Source organism: Planctobacterium sp. AWM4_229 (assembly GCF_056160305.1).
Window position 1 is genome coordinate 171,208 of sequence record NZ_JBSWWX010000004.1, and the last position, 17,180, is coordinate 188,387.

The 17,180-nt window shown below is 45.4% G+C and carries 14 protein-coding genes; 7 read left to right on the forward strand and 7 right to left on the reverse strand.

The window, feature by feature from the left end; all coding sequences use genetic code 11:
* Positions 1-6: 6 nt before the first annotated feature.
* The gene (gene fre, locus ACXAGP_RS10095) at positions 7-708 is read left to right on the forward strand and encodes an NAD(P)H-flavin reductase (protein ID WP_475261176.1); all 702 of its coding nucleotides are present in this window, start codon (positions 7-9) and stop codon (positions 706-708) included.
* A 333-nt stretch (positions 709-1,041) separates the two neighbouring features.
* Here fre and ACXAGP_RS10100 read toward each other — a convergent pair whose 3' ends face one another.
* The 6 genes from ACXAGP_RS10100 to ACXAGP_RS10125 form a co-directional block, all read right to left on the reverse strand.
* A complete protein-coding gene (locus ACXAGP_RS10100) occupies positions 1,042-1,392 on the reverse strand; it encodes a hypothetical protein (protein WP_475261177.1) in 351 nt (116 codons plus the stop codon).
* Between the two features lie 2 nt (positions 1,393-1,394).
* A complete protein-coding gene (locus ACXAGP_RS10105) occupies positions 1,395-2,624 on the reverse strand; it encodes a sulfite oxidase (RefSeq protein ID WP_475261179.1) in 1,230 nt (409 codons plus the stop codon).
* Positions 2,625-2,644: 20 nt separating this feature from the next.
* Complete coding sequence (locus ACXAGP_RS10110; RefSeq protein ID WP_475261180.1) at positions 2,645-3,649, reverse strand: YeiH family protein; 1,005 nt, start codon at positions 3,647-3,649, stop codon at positions 2,645-2,647.
* Between the two features lie 14 nt (positions 3,650-3,663).
* The gene (locus ACXAGP_RS10115) at positions 3,664-4,653 is read right to left on the reverse strand and encodes a TauD/TfdA family dioxygenase (protein ID WP_475261181.1); all 990 of its coding nucleotides are present in this window, start codon (positions 4,651-4,653) and stop codon (positions 3,664-3,666) included.
* A gap of 3 nt (positions 4,654-4,656) precedes the next feature.
* Positions 4,657-5,616 (reverse strand): aldo/keto reductase, encoded by a 960-nt coding sequence (locus ACXAGP_RS10120; RefSeq protein ID WP_475261183.1) that lies wholly within the window; start codon positions 5,614-5,616, stop codon positions 4,657-4,659.
* 245 nt (positions 5,617-5,861) lie between these two features.
* Complete coding sequence (locus tag ACXAGP_RS10125; RefSeq protein ID WP_475261184.1) at positions 5,862-6,611, reverse strand: GntR family transcriptional regulator; 750 nt, start codon at positions 6,609-6,611, stop codon at positions 5,862-5,864.
* Positions 6,612-6,975: 364 nt separating this feature from the next.
* Between ACXAGP_RS10125 and ACXAGP_RS10130 the strand changes: the two genes are divergently transcribed.
* The 6 genes from ACXAGP_RS10130 to ACXAGP_RS10155 all read left to right on the forward strand — a co-directional run bounded on the left by ACXAGP_RS10130 (position 6,976) and on the right by ACXAGP_RS10155 (position 16,630).
* The gene (locus ACXAGP_RS10130) at positions 6,976-9,051 is read left to right on the forward strand and encodes a glycoside hydrolase family 31 protein (RefSeq protein WP_475261185.1); all 2,076 of its coding nucleotides are present in this window, start codon (positions 6,976-6,978) and stop codon (positions 9,049-9,051) included.
* Positions 9,052-9,146: 95 nt separating this feature from the next.
* Positions 9,147-10,883, forward strand: a complete 1,737-nt coding sequence (locus ACXAGP_RS10135) for a solute:sodium symporter family transporter (RefSeq protein ID WP_475261187.1) — start codon at positions 9,147-9,149, stop codon at positions 10,881-10,883.
* 349 nt (positions 10,884-11,232) lie between these two features.
* On the forward strand, positions 11,233-13,644 hold the full coding sequence (locus ACXAGP_RS10140) for a TonB-dependent receptor (protein ID WP_475261189.1): 2,412 nt from the start codon (positions 11,233-11,235) through the stop codon (positions 13,642-13,644).
* Positions 13,645-13,978: 334 nt separating this feature from the next.
* A complete protein-coding gene (locus tag ACXAGP_RS10145; RefSeq protein WP_475261191.1) occupies positions 13,979-15,004 on the forward strand; it encodes a sensor histidine kinase in 1,026 nt (341 codons plus the stop codon).
* Positions 15,001-15,771 (forward strand): LytR/AlgR family response regulator transcription factor, encoded by a 771-nt coding sequence (locus tag ACXAGP_RS10150; RefSeq protein WP_475261192.1) that lies wholly within the window; start codon positions 15,001-15,003, stop codon positions 15,769-15,771. Before ACXAGP_RS10145 ends, ACXAGP_RS10150 begins: the two co-directional genes overlap by 4 nt.
* Before the next feature lie 118 nt (positions 15,772-15,889).
* Entirely contained in the window at positions 15,890-16,630 is a 741-nt protein-coding gene (locus tag ACXAGP_RS10155; RefSeq protein WP_475261194.1) for a hypothetical protein, read from the forward strand.
* A 145-nt stretch (positions 16,631-16,775) separates the two neighbouring features.
* Here ACXAGP_RS10155 and ACXAGP_RS10160 read toward each other — a convergent pair whose 3' ends face one another.
* The gene (locus tag ACXAGP_RS10160; RefSeq protein WP_475261195.1) at positions 16,776-16,982 is read right to left on the reverse strand and encodes a DUF2798 domain-containing protein; all 207 of its coding nucleotides are present in this window, start codon (positions 16,980-16,982) and stop codon (positions 16,776-16,778) included.
* Positions 16,983-17,180: the final 198 nt, after the last annotated feature.

Here is a 17,180-nt window from a genome sequence, read left to right on the forward strand (position 1 = left end):
AGCAATATGAGTGTAATTCAGGTAACAGTAGCGCAAATTCAATCGGTTTCTGAGTTTGTCTACAAAGTAATTTTAACCAGTGACGAAGCACTGCCTGAATTTAATGCTGGTCAATATTTACAGGTGATAATGTCCGCCGAAGATAAAAGACCCTTTTCTATTGCTAACCCGCCTTATGAAACTTCCTTTCTGGAGTTGCACATTGGCGCTTCTGAGCACAATCCTTATGCTATGCAGGTCATAGAGCGCATGCAGAAAGAGGGCAAAATTGAAGTGGAGTTGCCCTGTGGCAATGCCGTTATACAGGATGATGCGGAAAACTCTATCCTGATCGCAGGTGGTACCGGATATTCCTACACCCGCAGTTTGTTATTGCAAAAGCTACATGCCAATAAAGGCGCTAAAGTCAGTTTGTATTGGGGGGCGAAAACGCCAGCTGATCTGTATGAGATGAAATACTTACAGGAATTGACGCAACAGCACAGTGATTTCGTTTTTGTACCGGTAATCGAAAATGTTCAACCTGATTGGAGTGGACGCACAGGCCTGGTTCACAAAGCCGTGCTGGAGGACTTTGATTCGTTGGATGAGCAGCATGTTTATGTCGCGGGCCGATTTGAAATGGCAAAAGTAGTGAGAGATGAATTCTTACCTAAAGGCATTAAAGCGGAACAACTGATCGGCGACGCATTTGCCTATATCGATTAACTGTAGTCGCAATTAAACGGTAATTCGGGACAAAAAAGCGAACTTTGCTCTGTTTTCCCGAGTTATCTAAGCTAAAAAAGGGTTTAAATCAACGCTTAACACCCGTTTCGTTTGTTTTGTTAACCCCGCCTCTGAGCAGGTATCGCTGTTTTTATGTCGTTATAAATAGAGTGATAGCCTGATACACAGACAAGCTATCAACCTGATAAAAAGACAATTTTGTATGCTTTCACGTGGTTTTTGCTTTGGGCGTCTTGTAGATTGAATTCAAAGTGGCACTTTTCCACTCTGGTTTTGCTACTAAACTGAGTGACTGTTTAAAAATACACCGTACTAATTCAGGCTGTTTTTTACCCGGGGCATCAGGTGGGGGGCAAGTGCTTTTCTGCGACCGCTTCGCTGCGGGTAATAGTGTTTTTCAAGGTAATCCAGGACCCGCTGCTCATGTTCACCTAGCGGCCAAAGTCCTTGCTCTTTTTGCATCCAGCGTATGGTGTGTAGCCATCCCTCACGGGTCATCCGATTTTGTGTGATTAGGGCGCTGGAGTGACATACTGTGCAATGGGCTATCACGTAGGGCAAGTCTGGATCATCAACTAACTGACCTTTAGCCAGCAGGCTACTGCTCAAGAACATCAGAGGCAAAAAGGAAAGTCTTAGCCTGTTTAGACCCGGCGTAATCATGATTACACCACTTGCACCGCAATGCGGTGCGTGGCGTTATTCAGGTAGCCCTTCGGATTCCAGCCAGGTAATATCATTGGCTGAGCAACGCCTCTGTCATCGGTGGCTTTGGCCCAAATCTCATAATAGCCGCTGATAGGAAAGCGCAGGCTTTGCTGCCAATGTTGCCAGGCATTTCTATTTGCTGGGGGCGAGACTGGCGCATCGATCCAGGTTTGTCCAAAGTCGATGGAAAGTTGCATTCGCGTGACTTTGCGATCACCAGCCCAGGCGTGTCCTCGAACAGTCAATGGGTCCTTTTGCGAATGAGTGATCCCCGACTTGGGAAAGGTGATTAACGATTTAACGGGCATCTGTTCAATGATACACATTTGCTCATCACTGACCTTGCTACCCGGCGCAACGGGGTTGCAGGGAACTCGATATGCGGAACCCGTCATTTTTGCACCATCATGTACCTGGTTGCGCACCACAATTTTACTCAGCCATTTACCTGACGTGCTGGCGGGCCAACCGCCAAATACCAGCCTTAACGGGTAACCATTCATTATGGGCAAGGGTTCGTCATTGATCCCCCAGGCTATTAACGCTTCATCTTCCATGGCTTTGCTAATAGGCACACCTCGGGATATGGGATGTTTATCCTCGGCCCCTGAGAGGTGTTTGTCAGTTCCATAATAGCCAATGTATACCGCATCTGGTTTGACTTCCGATGCCTTAAGCACATCCTTTAAACGCACACCTGTCCATTTGGGACAGCCTATTGCGCCCGTTGTCCATTGATTACCTTTGGCGGGAGGGTCAAATTCTGCTCGGCCATTGCCACCACATTCCAGGGTCAATTGGTAGCTGTAATGCTTAAAGTTGCGTTGTAGTTCTTGTAGTGTCCATATACGCGGCTTAGCAACAGACTCACCTGCAACCTCCAGAGTCCAGTTAGTGGCGTCGGGAGATTCTGGTGGCTGACCATTGTTGCGTACAAACAACCGAGAAGCTGGAGTTACTTTGTCGTCCAGTAAGTGGGCCGGGGTTTCTGCATTTAATGGACGATCATTGAGAATCACAAGCTCCGGGTCTTTACCCGGGATGGTTTGGGTTTCAGCTAAAGCGATGGGAAGCAAACCCGGTGGCAAGTATTTCTGAAATACAATATCTGCTCCCAGCAAGGCAGAAAACGCCGCGCTGGATGTGATAAAACGTCTGCGAGATTGCTGGGGTTTTTTCATCGCCATTGATGTCCTGGTTACTGTGATTAAAAATAAATAAGCCAGGCAAGAATAATTAAGGCTATCCAGGCTGTCTCAGCTACCATTAACAAAATGGGTTTGAAACCCACTTTGGTCAATTGCCCCAAATTGGATTTCATGCCAATGGCCGCGATTGACACCACCAGAGCAAATCGACTTATTTCAGTCGCTGAGGTGGTGACAATTTCGGGTACATTTACCACACTGTTAACGACCATTAGCAGGATAAAGGCCATCAAAAATCCCGGTAATCCGGGGGCTTTGCCACCATCGGCAGTAATATTCTTGTTGGCTTTTAGAACCAATAAAAAGCACAACACCACCGGCATCAAAAATGCCACCCTTACCAACTTGGTTAAAGTGGCAAGATCTCCGGTTTGTTCTGAAACTGAATAACCTGCACCTACCACCTGGGCAACATCGTGAATGGTGCCTCCGAGAAAAATACTGGTTTGAGTTTCATCCAACCCGAGATAACTGGCGAAAATAGGATAGGCAACCATGGCAATGGTGGATAACGAAGTGACACCGATTACGGTGAGCAAAGTATCGCGCTCTCGGTTTTTGTCATTGGGCAGAACAGCGGAAATTGCCATAGCTGCCGATGCGCCGCAAATCGCGACTGAACCGCCAGTTAAGGCACCAAAGCGTTTGTTAAGCCGAAATGCTTTGGCCAGCGCTACGCCGAATAAAATGGTAGAGGCTACTGCAAATACCAATAGCAGGGCAGTTTGCCAACCAAGGGCGATAACATCATCAAAGGCAATTCGTAAACCCAGCAAGGCAACGCCGATACGCAGAATATGGCAAGCGGTAAATTCGATACCAGAGCGACATTGGGTGTCCTGATATAAGAATGACATTGCAATACCCAATAATAAGGCGAATAACATGGCAGGCGCACCATAATGTTCACTCAAGAACAAGGCGGCGAGCCCGGTTATAATGGCAATAAAAATCCCGGGAGCAAGCTGCCGGGATTGATTTACAAAGTTATTGAATATTGTCATTCTGCAAATTCTTGTTATGCAGCTGCCAGTGCTACCAGCACCTGGCGCTTGCGTTCACCAGAGTATGGGCGTCGGCCGTGCATTGCCATATAGTTATCAACAATCGCCACATCACCGTCCTGCCAGGCTAAATCAAAAGTGAACCGATCCGCCAGTTCGTTCACCAGCTCTAAGCCTTCTTTTGGTATGTGGCTGTCATCACCGAAAGTGATGGCGCTGGCCGGGTTTTCACGTACCCCTTTCCAACCCATATAAGCGGCAATTAATTGATTGAAAAAGGTTTTTGTGCCGTTTTCCAATGTCATTACAGCAGGCATTACCGGAGTTGTCGCTACCAGGCTACCATCCTCTTGCCATTGCCAACTGTATCTCAATTCCGCTAGCTTGGCTTCTGCTGCAGCCACTGAATCAACACTCAAAGTGCTCTTCCAGCTTCTACCCTGGCCGGAATTGGCGTCGTCAGCACCTGGCATGCGAGTAGTATATTTTACCCCTTTTTCTTCAAAGTCCTTAGCTAATTGAGGTGCTTGTTTCTGCATTTCAGCAAATAGTGCATCAGAGCGACACAAGGGCGTAGCACCACCGGTTTCGGCAGCCGTTTTGCAGAAGAAAAACAGTTTGCTGGGATAAATCGGAGTTTGCGCCATTTCATGATGAAGGTAGATTTCTACGTCTTTGGGGGCTTCATTGGCGGTAAATACGCGCTCAGTAAAGTTGATCCTCACCGCATTCGACAACGATTCCTGATAGGTAAAATTGGGATAACCGAATGCCGCTGAAAAAGCATCGAACGTCTCGGCAGAATCAATGGGAAAGCCTCGAAACAGTAATGCGCCAGAGCTGCTAAGTTCCGCCTCAAGTTCAGCCTGATTGGCTTTCACCCAGGAAATGCAGTCTTCTAAGGTACTAAAACCGGGTTTGTTTTCTACTATTGCAGGAAATGTACTGCCTTCCAGTTGCAATTGGCTGTCTACCTTGGTTAATTCAATCGTTTTCACCTGCATCTCCTAGTCGTAAATGGGACAATGTGTGTTGAATGCTGCCTGGCAAAAATCGCCGGGATCGTTAAAACGTTTGTTGGCATTCAGTGCGGATATCGCCTGCATTTCGTCTTCGTTAAGACTAAAATCAAAGATATCCAGATTTTCCTTCAGGCGATGTAATTTAGAGCTCTTGGGTATAATGGCGCAGCCCCTTTGCACGTTCCAGCGCAATACCACTTGTGCTTCGGTTTTCCCGGTTCTGACTGCTGCCTGTTTTACGGCTTCCTGCACTAGTACCGATTCGTTTTGCTCTGCCATATTAAGCTCCAGATAAGACAGCGCGCCTAGTGGCGAAAACGCAGTAACATGCAAGCCTAAGCCCTTGGCCAGCGTAATCAGTTTTTCCTGAGTCAGGTATGGATGTGATTCTATCTGTAAGGCATAAGGTTTCACATTCGCGTAATTCATTAAATCCATGAGCAAGGCTGAATTATAGTTACACACGCCAATTTCTCGGGTGAGACCTTCATCTACCAGTGCCTCCATAGCATGCCATGTTTCGGCTAAAGGCACCTTGGCAAATTCCATTTTTGGCTCGGCGGCATCTGGCTTGTAAAACCACTCTGGTGGGTAGCGAGTTTCAAAGGGGACAAATTGCTGGGCAATAGGGAAGTGGATGAGATATAGATCCAGATAATCTAATCCTAAATCGCTTAAGGTGCGTTCAAGCGCCGGTTTTACATGCTCTTTTGCATGATAGGTATTCCACAATTTAGAAGTGATCCACAGGTCATCACGGCTACACAAACCATCTTCGATAGCTCGCTTGATACCTTCGCCTACTTGTTTTTCATTGCCGTAGTCACAGGCGCTGTCCAGGTGTCTGTAGCCCACGGAAATAGCGTCGTAAACGGACTGAGCACAATCTTCAGGGGCAATTTTCCACAACCCGAGGCCGACTTCTGGCATTTTCTTCTGTGACATTTCACTTTCTCTCTTGATTATCGATAACAAACTGCAGACTGGCGGAATCCAGTGTAAATAGCCTGTTAATCTTGTGTCTTATATAAGACTTAGTGTATGACTAATATAATAAATGTCAAATCAATATTGCATGATTTTTATTCAGTGCGGTGATGAATGCGCTGCAAGCCACCTATGAGTGTCATTAAGACCATGGACTGGGTTTGGAGCAAACGCTGTTTGCGGGAGGTTTCCCACACTAACGCTTAGTCCAGATCCACCAGGTAGTGATAATTATCTGAGCGGCAACGATTAACGCGGAATTCAATTAACTTACCATCTAATGAACGAGTCAAACGAGTAAACATTAACACCGGATCCCCTTTGCTGATGTCAAGGATCTCGGCATCCTTTTCATCAGCCAATATAGCTTTTATCCGGTCTGTAGTTTTATGCACCGTGAGATTAAAGTTAAGTTGATAAAAATGATAAAGGGTGTGAGGCAGTTCCGCCATTTCGTGCAAGCCTGGAAAGTATTTTTCCGGCAGGTATATATCTTCTAATAAACAAGTAATGTCGTTAATCAGACGTTTACGGGATAGATGTATCACCCGCTCGTTGGCACTCAATTGCAACTGTTTGGCAACATCTTCTGAAGGGGATTGTAATTCAAAAGAGACAATTTCCGCTTCTGGTAATTGTGGCGCTTGATTGTCCTCAACAACCGGGAAAAATCGATACAGTGCCTGGTGACCTGTGTGTTCCGAGACAAACGTACCAACACCTTGTCTTCTGGTTAGAACTTTACTTTGGGTGAGTGTATTCAGCGCTTTTCGCACGGTACCTTGGCTGACACCAAACTCTTCAGCAAGTTGAAACTCATTAGGTAACATCTCACCCGGTTTCCAACGCTGCTCTACAATAAGTTGCGTGACATGTTCTTCGACTTGTTTATACAGCGGTTGGAAAGCCAAACCACCGGGACTAATTTTGTTGTCGAATTTGTTACCTTTCATCTCGTCTCTTTTTTCCTGCACTTTTTGCCAAGGGGCGAAACAACACTCTACTTCCGTATTTGGCGTCCACGGAGTTTAACCCGTAAGAATCTACGATGTCTAAAGCAATCAGCCTTAAAACAGGTTTTTGACTTAAATTGAGCCAAAAGATTCAAAATTTTTGTTCAATTTTGAAAAATCCCGCATTATTTAACGCTGGAAATCGCTGTTACATCAACCCATTAAAAATGTTAATAGATTGTTATTGCCTTGCAGCATAGCATTTCGTAAACTGTTTTGTAACTTATATAAGACACAAGATGAGTATAGTGACTGATTTAGGGATTGCACGGTTAAAACTCAAGCTTTTCTCAAGGAGATGCAAATGAGTGGGTTCACACTCCCTGTTCCTGCGTGGAACGATATTGAGCAATTGAATTGCACAGGTAAAGCTTTTTTAGATGACGCAGGTGCTGTGATTATTCCTACTGATGAGGGGAATATTTCCGTTTCTCTGTTTGAAAATGGTTTTCGTTTCCAAATAGGTCCGAAGAATAATTTTGATTATGGCATGTTGAAAAACTTACCGGAGTTTTTAGCTTGCGAGATTTTTGGTGATGAATATCACACATCAATCCGTGCGGGTGACAAAACACTGGAGATTCAACACCGGCCTTTCCAGTTCTGCCTGAAAAGCGCTAATAAAGTGCTTCAAAAAACACCCAATGACGGTCACTTTGTGCGTTCGCTTCGGTTACCGCCTTTGGCGAAAGTAGATGAAGGCTGGTTTATGGCTTTTGATCTGCAGAGCGACGAACCCGTTTATGGCTTGGGAGAAAAGTGGAGCAAACTGAACAAGCGTGGCCAGTTAGTACGCTCCTTTAATCATGACGCCTTGGGGGTAAATGCCGAGATCTCCTACAAGAATACGCCATTTTGCTGGAGCCCCGAGGGCTGGGGCGTGTTTGTTCATACGCCAGCACCAGTGACTCACAGCGTTGGATATGCCCCCTGGTCACAGCGGGCTTATGGTATGTTACTGGAAGATCCTCGCCTGGATCTTTTTGTCTTGACCTCGGAAGCTGACAATGTCGGTGCCGACATGCTTAGACACTACACGGATCTGACGGGAAGAGCGCCAGTGCCACCGGAATGGAGCTTGGGGGTTATTCTCTCTAAGGCTTATTACAAAGATGCCGATGAGTTGCTGGCTACCGCCAAAGCAGTGCGCGAGCAAGACATGCATTGTGATGTGATCACCCTGGATGGCCGGGCCTGGCAGGACACGGATACACGATTTGCTTTTGAATGGGATGTAAAACGCTATCCGGATCCGAAGGTGGTTATGGAGCAGTTAAAAGCGCTGGATTTTAAGATTTGTATCTGGGAATACCCACTAGTATCAGTAACCAATCCTTTGTTCAATAAGATGGCAGACAAGGGCTGGCTTATCAAAGACACGCGCACTGGCGAAGCCTTCCGCTATCAATGGGATATGAGTGCATTTGGTGAAGTATTAACGCCTTTGCCGGAATCGGGCATTGTGGATTTCACTCACCCGGAAGCATTCGCGTTCTGGCGGGATGCCCACAAGCCGCTGTTCGACTTGGGTGTTGATATGATCAAAGCCGACTTTGGTGAGCAAATCGAGGACCCTCACATGCAGGCCCATAACGGTGAAACCGGTATGGCACTGCACAATGTCTATTCTCTATTATACAACCGCTGTGTTTATGAAGCTGCGGCGATGTATAGCAAAAATGGTCCGTTTTTGTTTAGCCGTTCCGCTTGGACGGGCTCGCAGTGTTATCCCGCCCAATGGGGAGGCGATCCCCAAGCTGATTGGGGTGGACTGGCAGCTAATATTCGCGGTGGCATTAGTTGGGGACTTTCCGGTGCACCCTTTTATGCAACGGATGTGGGGGGCTTTTTTAAAGACACCCGTGATCCGGAACTCTATGTTCGCTGGTGTCAGGCGGGCGTTTTTTCAGCTCATATGCGCTTGCATGGTATTGGTCAGCGAGAACCCTGGAGTTATGGCGATGAAGCAAGAGATGCTGCCAACGCTGCCTTGAGCCTACGCTACCAAATACTTCCCTATCTCAAAAAATATATGATCATCGCCAGTGAGACCGGATTACCGGTACAGCGGGCAATGATATTGGCTTTTCCCGATGATCCAGCGGCGTGGGCATTTGAAGATCAGTTTATGTTTGGGGACGATATTTTGGTGACCCCGGTTTATCGTTCCGGTGGCAAAGTCACAGTTTATCTACCTCACGGAGATTGGCAGCGATTAGACAACAAAGAAAGCTATAGCGGTGGTCGGGTGCTTAAAATGCAACTCGCTTTATCAGAGATGGCCGTATTTGTGCGGGCTGGAGTGGATTTACAGTTGGCAAAGCCTGTCACTCATCTCAATGAGATATCAATAGATGATCTGGAATTAAGGAATTGGTGAGTCGTAACCCGGCGTGAGGTTTTACACTCGCGTTGTGGTTGAAAACCGCTATCTTAAAGTAAGCCCTGCAAAATAATTAATGAAGTGAGCACATTATGGAAATACAAGAAGTCATTACGACATTGCTATCCTGCGTATTTTTTATGGGGCTGGTGGCCTGGATTTCCTGGCAGAAAACCAAAGGTGTCGTGGACTCTAAGGATGGCTATTTTCTTGCAGGGCGAGGTCTAACCGGGACCTTTATCGCAGGCTCTATGTTGCTCACTAATTTGTCTGCTGAGCAGCTCATCGGATTAAATGGCTCCGCCTATGGTTACAATATGAGTGCCATGGCGTGGGAAGTTACGGCGGGTTTCGCCACTATCATCATGGCGATGATCTTTTTACCCCGTTATCTGGCGGGGGCATTCTCTACTTTACCTGAGTTTCTCAAAGGACGATTTGACGATACCGTGCGCCGTATGACGGTGGTGTTGTTTATGGTGGGTTACGGCCTGATCACCATTCCTTCTGTACTTTATGCCGGCTCTGTAGCGGTGTTGAGGCTTTTCGATGTCCCTGCGTTGCTGGGCGTGAGTTATGAAATTGCACTGGTTGTTACTATTGTAACCGTGGGCACAGTGGGAGCGGTTTATGCCATTTTTGGTGGTCTGAAAGCAGTTGCTGTATCCGATACCATCAACGGCATTGGTCTTTTGATTATCGGTATTTTAGTGCCTATCTTAGGCTTTGCGGCCTTGGGTGATGGCAGCGTCTTAAGTGGTATGGAAACGGTTTTTACAGAAGATACCGACAAATTAAATGCCATAGGCGCGGATACCGATCCTGTGCCTTTTGGTACCATATTTACCGGGATGATTTTTGCTAATTTGTTTTATTGGGGTACTAACCAATATGTTATTCAAAGAACGCTTGGTGCCGCCAGCCTGGCTGAAGGACAAAAAGGCGTATTGTTCTCAGGTTACTTTAAATTATTAGTACCTTTCATGATGATGCTGCCGGGTGTTATCGCATTTCATTTGTACCAAGGCGAACAGCTGCAAAGTATCGATTTGGCTTATCCTCGTTTGGTTAAAGATGTGCTGCCTCTGTATCTCTCGGGTTTCTTTCTCGCTGTTTTGTTAGGCGCGGTATTCAGCTCCTTCAATTCCTTACTAAACAGTGCTGCCACATTGTTTGTTTTAGACGTTTACGCTCCCCTCAAAGATGACAAGGTGGAAGACAAAGAGCTGATAAAAGTGGCTAAAATTGCCAGTGTAGTCATTGCTCTCTTTTCCTTCGTCGTAGCGCCGCTATTGATGTTTGCACCAGAGGGCTTGTGGCAGATAATTCGTATTTTCACCGGTTTTTATAACATCCCGGTCATAGCCATCGTATTGGTGGGCCTGTTTTCTAATCATGTCCCTGCTTTGGGGGCTAAGATTGTCATTGTTTTCCACGTGATCGCTTATGCCCTGCTTAAATTTGTATTTGAAGTGGAAATTAACTTTATTCACATCTACGCCATCCTCTTCGTGATTGAAGTGGCCATTATGGCCATAGTAGGCAGAATGTATCCGCTTGAAAAAGACTGGCATTACGAACGTAAAGACACTGTGAGTCTGGTGCCGTGGAAATGGGCGTTTCCCTCTGCCATCACCATGTTGTCATGCATTGTCTTACTTTATGTATTCTTTTCACCGATAGGTATCGTGGGCGGATTGAGCGATATGTTTTGGCTGGTGGTGTTTCTGATCATTGTCAGTAACGTCTTGTTGAGTAGTTACGCGTTGCGCCATTGGCACAAATCTTATGCCGATAGTCTGCAAAAAATAGGTCGGGAAGACAGCTGACAAAACTGCTCAAGACCGTGTTTTTATGGGCTGCGGAGAGTTTTATTAACTTTTTTGAGTCTTATATAAGATATCTATTGTAATAGTGGTTGTTAACGGGTATGTTAATAACATGTAACTAATAGGTTTGGGGAATTTACAAGTTGTTAATAGCACTTGGTATTTCCTGGCTATAGTTAAATTGCGACCTGAATCAGGCGCGTTACACAACTTAAAAACAATAACTCTGTACTACAACAAAGGGCGAAGATCACCGATCAGGACCCACTAATAACACGGCAGACTACCAGGCGGAGGCGGTATCTCACTGTTTCTGACCAAAATAAAAATGAAATGTCGGAGAAGACACATGCGGGCATATAGAAAACAAATCGCGGTTGCGGTCGCGTCAGCGCTAGCTGTTATGGCCACTCAATCTGTTGCACTTGCACAGGAAGAGTCAGAAGAAAAAGGCGGCTTTGAAACTATCGAAGTTACTGCACAAAAACGGGTCGAGCGAGTATCGGATGTACCGGTTGCTGTTTCCGTATTACGCAGTGAACAAATTGACTCGACTTTTTCTTCTAACTTTGAAGGTCTACAAAATCTGGTTCCTTCTGTGAGTTTCAGAAAAGGCACCACAACGCGTAACTCCGCCATCACCGTGCGTGGTATTGGTACTATCTCATTCAGTGTCGCGGCAGAGCCGAGTGTTTCTACCGTGGTTGATGGTGTGGTGCTAGGACGTTCTGGCCAGGCATTTACTGATTTATATGATCTCGAGCGCATTGAGGTATTGCGCGGACCACAAGGTACGCTGTTTGGTAAAAACGCTTCTGCAGGTGTGGTTAATATCACTACCAAACGTCCAACTGGTGCTACAGAGGGCATGGTAGAAGCCACAATCTTCCAGGACAACGAATACAAGCTTAAGGGCAAAATACAGGGTGAGATCACCGATACTGCCGCCGGTAGTTTAGTGTTCACAAAGTCCGCTTTTGACGGTAACCTGTTTAACGTATACAACAACGAAACGGTGAACGGCTACGACAAAGAAGGTATTCGCGGCATGTTAGATGTGGACGTGACTGACGACACTAAAATGCTGTTTATCTTCGAAAATGTGCGCTCAGATGATGATTGCTGTGCCGATATTGAAGGGCGCTTAAGCAATCGCAATAACGCTTCTGAAGCGGCACCAACAAATGGTTCCAACCTGGATTTAGATCAGCGTTTAATTGATCATGATTTTGAATCGCGCACTTTAGATGAAACCACCGCTTTCTCTGTTCAGTTAGATACCGACTTTGATGGCTTTGCCTTGACTTCTATTACGGCATATCGCACTTGGGACAATACCGAATGGCGGGAAGGGGATTTCACTTCTATTGCAGGTGACTCGGACGAAATTGTCACTTTCAATAATAACCCCCCGTTCCAGTTGCACGATATTGGTCCACAGAGCTGGAAACAGTTCTCTCAAGAGATTCGTCTGGCGTCGACAACTCAGGGCAAGTTTGATTGGCAAGTGGGTGCCTATTTATGGGATATGAGTTCCGAGCGTAACTTTACCCGTGATGCCAGTTGTCAAAACAACAACTACCTGGATGGCGATGGTAATCCCAATCCGAACAGCCATTTAAACAATGCCATTCGTTATCACCTGACGAATTCTGAAGGCATTGCTAATCCCACTGATCAACAAGTTGCTGATTACATCGCAGCGGAGGGCATTACCTGTAATGCCAATGATATTGTAAGCGCCACTGCTTATATGGAAACCGAGTTTAACAACTGGGCAGTATTTGGTGATGCGAAGTACCACGTTTCAGATGACTTCCGTTTATTGATGGGCATTCGCTATACCGATGACGAAGTGAGTTATAAGCACAATCGTGTCAGTAATGATCCATACGGCCGCAAAGGTGTGGGCGTGCGTGAAGCCGCATTGAATACGGACTTCAGTGGTTCGGTGAGCGAAACTAATGTGTCAGTTAAGTTGGGTGCACAATACGACTTTGAAGATGCGGGTATGACCTATTTCACCTATTCGCAAGGCTATAAAGGACCTGGCTTCAATGTTTTCTACAACATGAGTCTCAACGATACGCGTCCTATCGGTGAAGAAACCTCTGATGCTTATGAGTTGGGATATAAATATGCCAGTCGTGACATCTTGTTCAACGCGGCTATTTTCCGCACTGAAATTGATGGCTTCCAGGCGAATAACTTCGATAACACCGGTGGTGTTACCATCACCCGATTGACTAATGCGGGTTCTGTTATCACCGAAGGTTTCGAAGCGGATATTTTGTGGCAGGCAACTGATAATCTAACCATCAATGCAGGCCTTGCCAGTGTTACTGCTGAAATCGACAAGTTCGAATGCCCGCTCAATGAGCCAGATTGTGGTGGCCGTTCAGGTGCAGATGTCCCCTTTTCACCGGACTTGAAATACTCAGTTGGCATGGACTATACCCAAGAGCTGGACAACATGAATGTTATTTATAACGCCAGCTATGTTTACACGGACGATCAAGTGGCCAACTTCTTGGATGCCGGTGTGGATCGCGAATCATCGCCTTTGTTTTTACCGGATTATGGTTTACTTAACGCCAGTGTCGGTTTCTCATTCCGAGACGATCAGTACCGCGTAACCTTAATCGGTAAAAACCTGACTGATGAAAGCTTCTTTACCACCTACAGTGGTGACGGCTTCCGTTATCAGGTACCACGTGATGCAGACCGTTACTTCGGTGTGCAGTTCCGAGCCAACTTCTAAGCTCTCCCAAAACTGCGGGTTTATTGTGTTCCCCGCAGTTATCTAAGTGTGTTGCTGGAGGCCATCAGGCCTCCTTTTTTATGCCTGAAACATAGAGTAAAACATGGTGTTGCGCATCACTATGCTTTTAACTATTGGTATATAGAGGGGCGGCCCGGTAGGCGTTGATTAGCTGCGCGTTTATTGAATATATAAATAACGAGTTTTTAGCTGTGAAAGCAAAGGTATGCTAAAAAGAATAAAACGTGGGACCTGATGTTATTCAAATAAACTCAATACCATGTGGCACCTGTTTCGACTCGATTTATAATTATGGTTACCGAGGGCGTCTATTTTGCTGCAATATCCCATTCTTCGATATGCTCACATTTTGTTTTGGGTTGTGTATGGCGCTTTGGAGCACATCAGCCATCTCGTCTATGGCGAAAATCATTGGCAGGGCTCGCTATTCGCGCCCATATTAGCAATGGTTTGCACAGGGGCAATCGCGCTATTTTATGAGCGCACCGAGGAAAAGTCTGTGTATTATAGGGGACTTGGTTTGGGAGCTCTGAGCCTGGTTACCATCTTATTGTGGCATAATTTAACTCGGATTTTGCATTTCCAGATTTCATTCAATGAGCTATTGGACTCTTCAATATTGACCTGGATGGCTGGTAGTACCTATAGCATATTGCTGCTATTAACCTGGACCGGCTTGTTTGTGAGCGGCTACATTTTTCTCCAAAAGAAGGCGCAACAAACTGAGCTGCTCCACATAAAAAATACGGCCAGAGAAGCTCAACTACAGCAGCTGTTATACCAGATAAATCCACACTTTTTATTTAATGTTTTAAATTCAATTGATGTTGCCATTCTGGATAAGCAGAATGATGCAGCTCACAATATGGTGGTCAAGCTCAGTTGCCTGTTACGCAGCACGCTTGAGCATAAATTTAACAACAAAATCACCTTAAAGGATGAGATGACTCTGTTGGGGCACTTTATCGCAATTGAGCAACAGCGCTTTCATCAACAAATCCGCTTTGAAAATAACATCCAGCCCGATGCCTTAAATGCTTATATCCCACCATTGTTATTACAGCCACTAATGGAGAATGCTATTAAATTTAGCTGGCAGCTTGGAGTTGATTGCACAATCACACTTAACGCTCATGTTGAAGACAGACAGCTCAAGGTCCTTATCTGCAATCCGTTTGATACGAGGAATTATTGCACGTCATCGGGTACCCAAACCGGATTGGAAAACGTTAAACACCGTCTTTCACTACTGTATGGCAAGGCTGCTTCATTGCATGTCTGTTCTGAGCATAGCCGTTTTGAAGTTCTGTTAAGTGTTCCTTTTGAGGTGGGGCTATGACCTTACGTTGTTGGATCATTGATGATGAGCCTGCAGCTCATAGGGGGATTGAACTTGCACTAGCAAAACACCCTGATTTCGAGATCAGTTATCAAGGTTATTCGGTGGTTAATGAGAATATTAAGGAGCTGCCAAATCCAGATGTCATATTTTTAGATATAGAAATGCCCGGAGCATCTGGATTTACGCTACTAGAACTATGGCCAGAAACTAAGCCGTTAATTGTTTTCATTACCGCGTATAACCAATATGCAGTACAAGCGTTTGATAAAAATGCGTTGGACTACCTGCTTAAACCCATTGAGCAGCAACGATTTGATGAAATGACAGATAAAGTCAGAGGGCGCTTGCAAGAAAAGGATGTCTTGTTGAAAAAGGACGCAGTGGAAGCCCTGTTTAGTCAGGTGAAAACACAGGAGTCGCAACTAGGGCTTACTGTAAAAACAGATGAAGGCTTATTCAGGATAAAACAGAAATATCTGGTATTTATAGAGTCAGTTGGCGCTCATTTGGCTTTGTATTGCCACGATGACTCAAGTCGAGAGAAAACCTTGGTAACGAGAGACTCTTTTAAACGCCTTGCCACCGAGTTAGATCCCAAGTTTTTTTTCCGGACTCACAAATCTTTTATGGTGAACTCCGCGCATATAGTGAAGCTAGATAGGGGGCGTTTTGGTGATGGTATAATTGTAATGAGTAACGACAAACAGGTTAAGCTTAGCCGCCGTTACAAAGATATCCTCAATTGCTTGTCGCCACTTAAATAGGTGTAAATATGTTTATATTGCCGTTTGTTGCAAATTTGCAGCCGGATAAGGTAAACATCACGCTTTCATCCTTTCTCTCTGGCAGTGTTGCGTTAATTCAAAATTAACGGAAGACAACATGAAATCTATTAAAATTTTACGCGGGGCAATCGCACTTGTTGCATGCACCATTACTTTTCAAGCTGCTGCCATTCAGCCAATGCCATTATACGTTGTTGCTGATGACTATATTCATCCCCATTTGATCGTTGAGCACGAAGAGGCGCTGCTTGATTTCAAGCAAAAAGTCGATCAGTACGGTTATCAACAGAGTTGGCGTTTTTATCAGTTTGATGATGGTCGTCATGTTGCCTTTAATGCACAGCAATCGCCGGACTTTCATGCTCAAAGCGACAATGATTGGGCTGCGGTGGCGGACAAGTTCGATCCAGAGTTTTTAGCCAGCAATAGCGCTGTCTACCGAGAGACGATTGCGAAGCAACATTTTTATCAGGTGACTTACCGAGCAGACTTGTCTATTGAGCCGGAAAAAAATACGGAAAAGCCATTAAGTCACTTGGTTTTTGTTGAAATCCAGATGCGCCGTGATACCAGCATTCGCGAAAGTTTCAAAACCTGGTTAGAGCAGCAAAAGAAGTTCGAAGATAAATTTCACTTTTCAACGTATTCAAAGAGTTACGGTAGCAATATGCCAACGCTATACTTGGTTTTTCACACTAATTCATTCATTAATTTCTATCAAAAATTAGAAAGCCGAGGTGTTTTTGACCCGGTGCAATTGTTCCCAAGAAAGGTTAAGGCGGGTATTGCAGAATACAAAATCAGTCTTGCTAAATACATTCCTGAGATCAGCTATTGATTCTTCATCATTAACACCGGGGGGCGCAGTTCCGGGCTAACTTCTAAGCTCTTCCAAAACTGCGGGTTTATTGTGTTCCCCGTAGCTATCTAAGTGTGTTGCTGGAGGCCTATGGGCCTCCTTTTTTGTGTGCGCAAGCAGCCAATTATTCAGATTCAGCAGGGTGAGTTACCAAGGCTACAATTCGCTTCACCAAAGGCAATACCACGAGCAAGCAGGGATAGGCTATCACCCAACTGGACAGCCATGAATTGAGCCAAGTTGAAAACAGTGACTGACTGCCATCGTAAAGTTTAAGGGTTACTACCAACGCCACCAAACCACTCATCAGCATAGACAAAAGCAGTGGCATTAAGTGGGGGGCCCAAGACGAAGGAAGTCGGTAGCTTTGTGGCATAATTAATAAAAGGCAGATTGAAGAGCGCTAAAGGGTAATGGTTTTATTCGGTTTTTCAATGCATTAGTAAAAGCTTTAGCCGATCTTGTGAAGTGAAAACGAGTTTCAGATGGAAAAATGCACAATAAAATGAGGGAGGGGATTCACATTTTG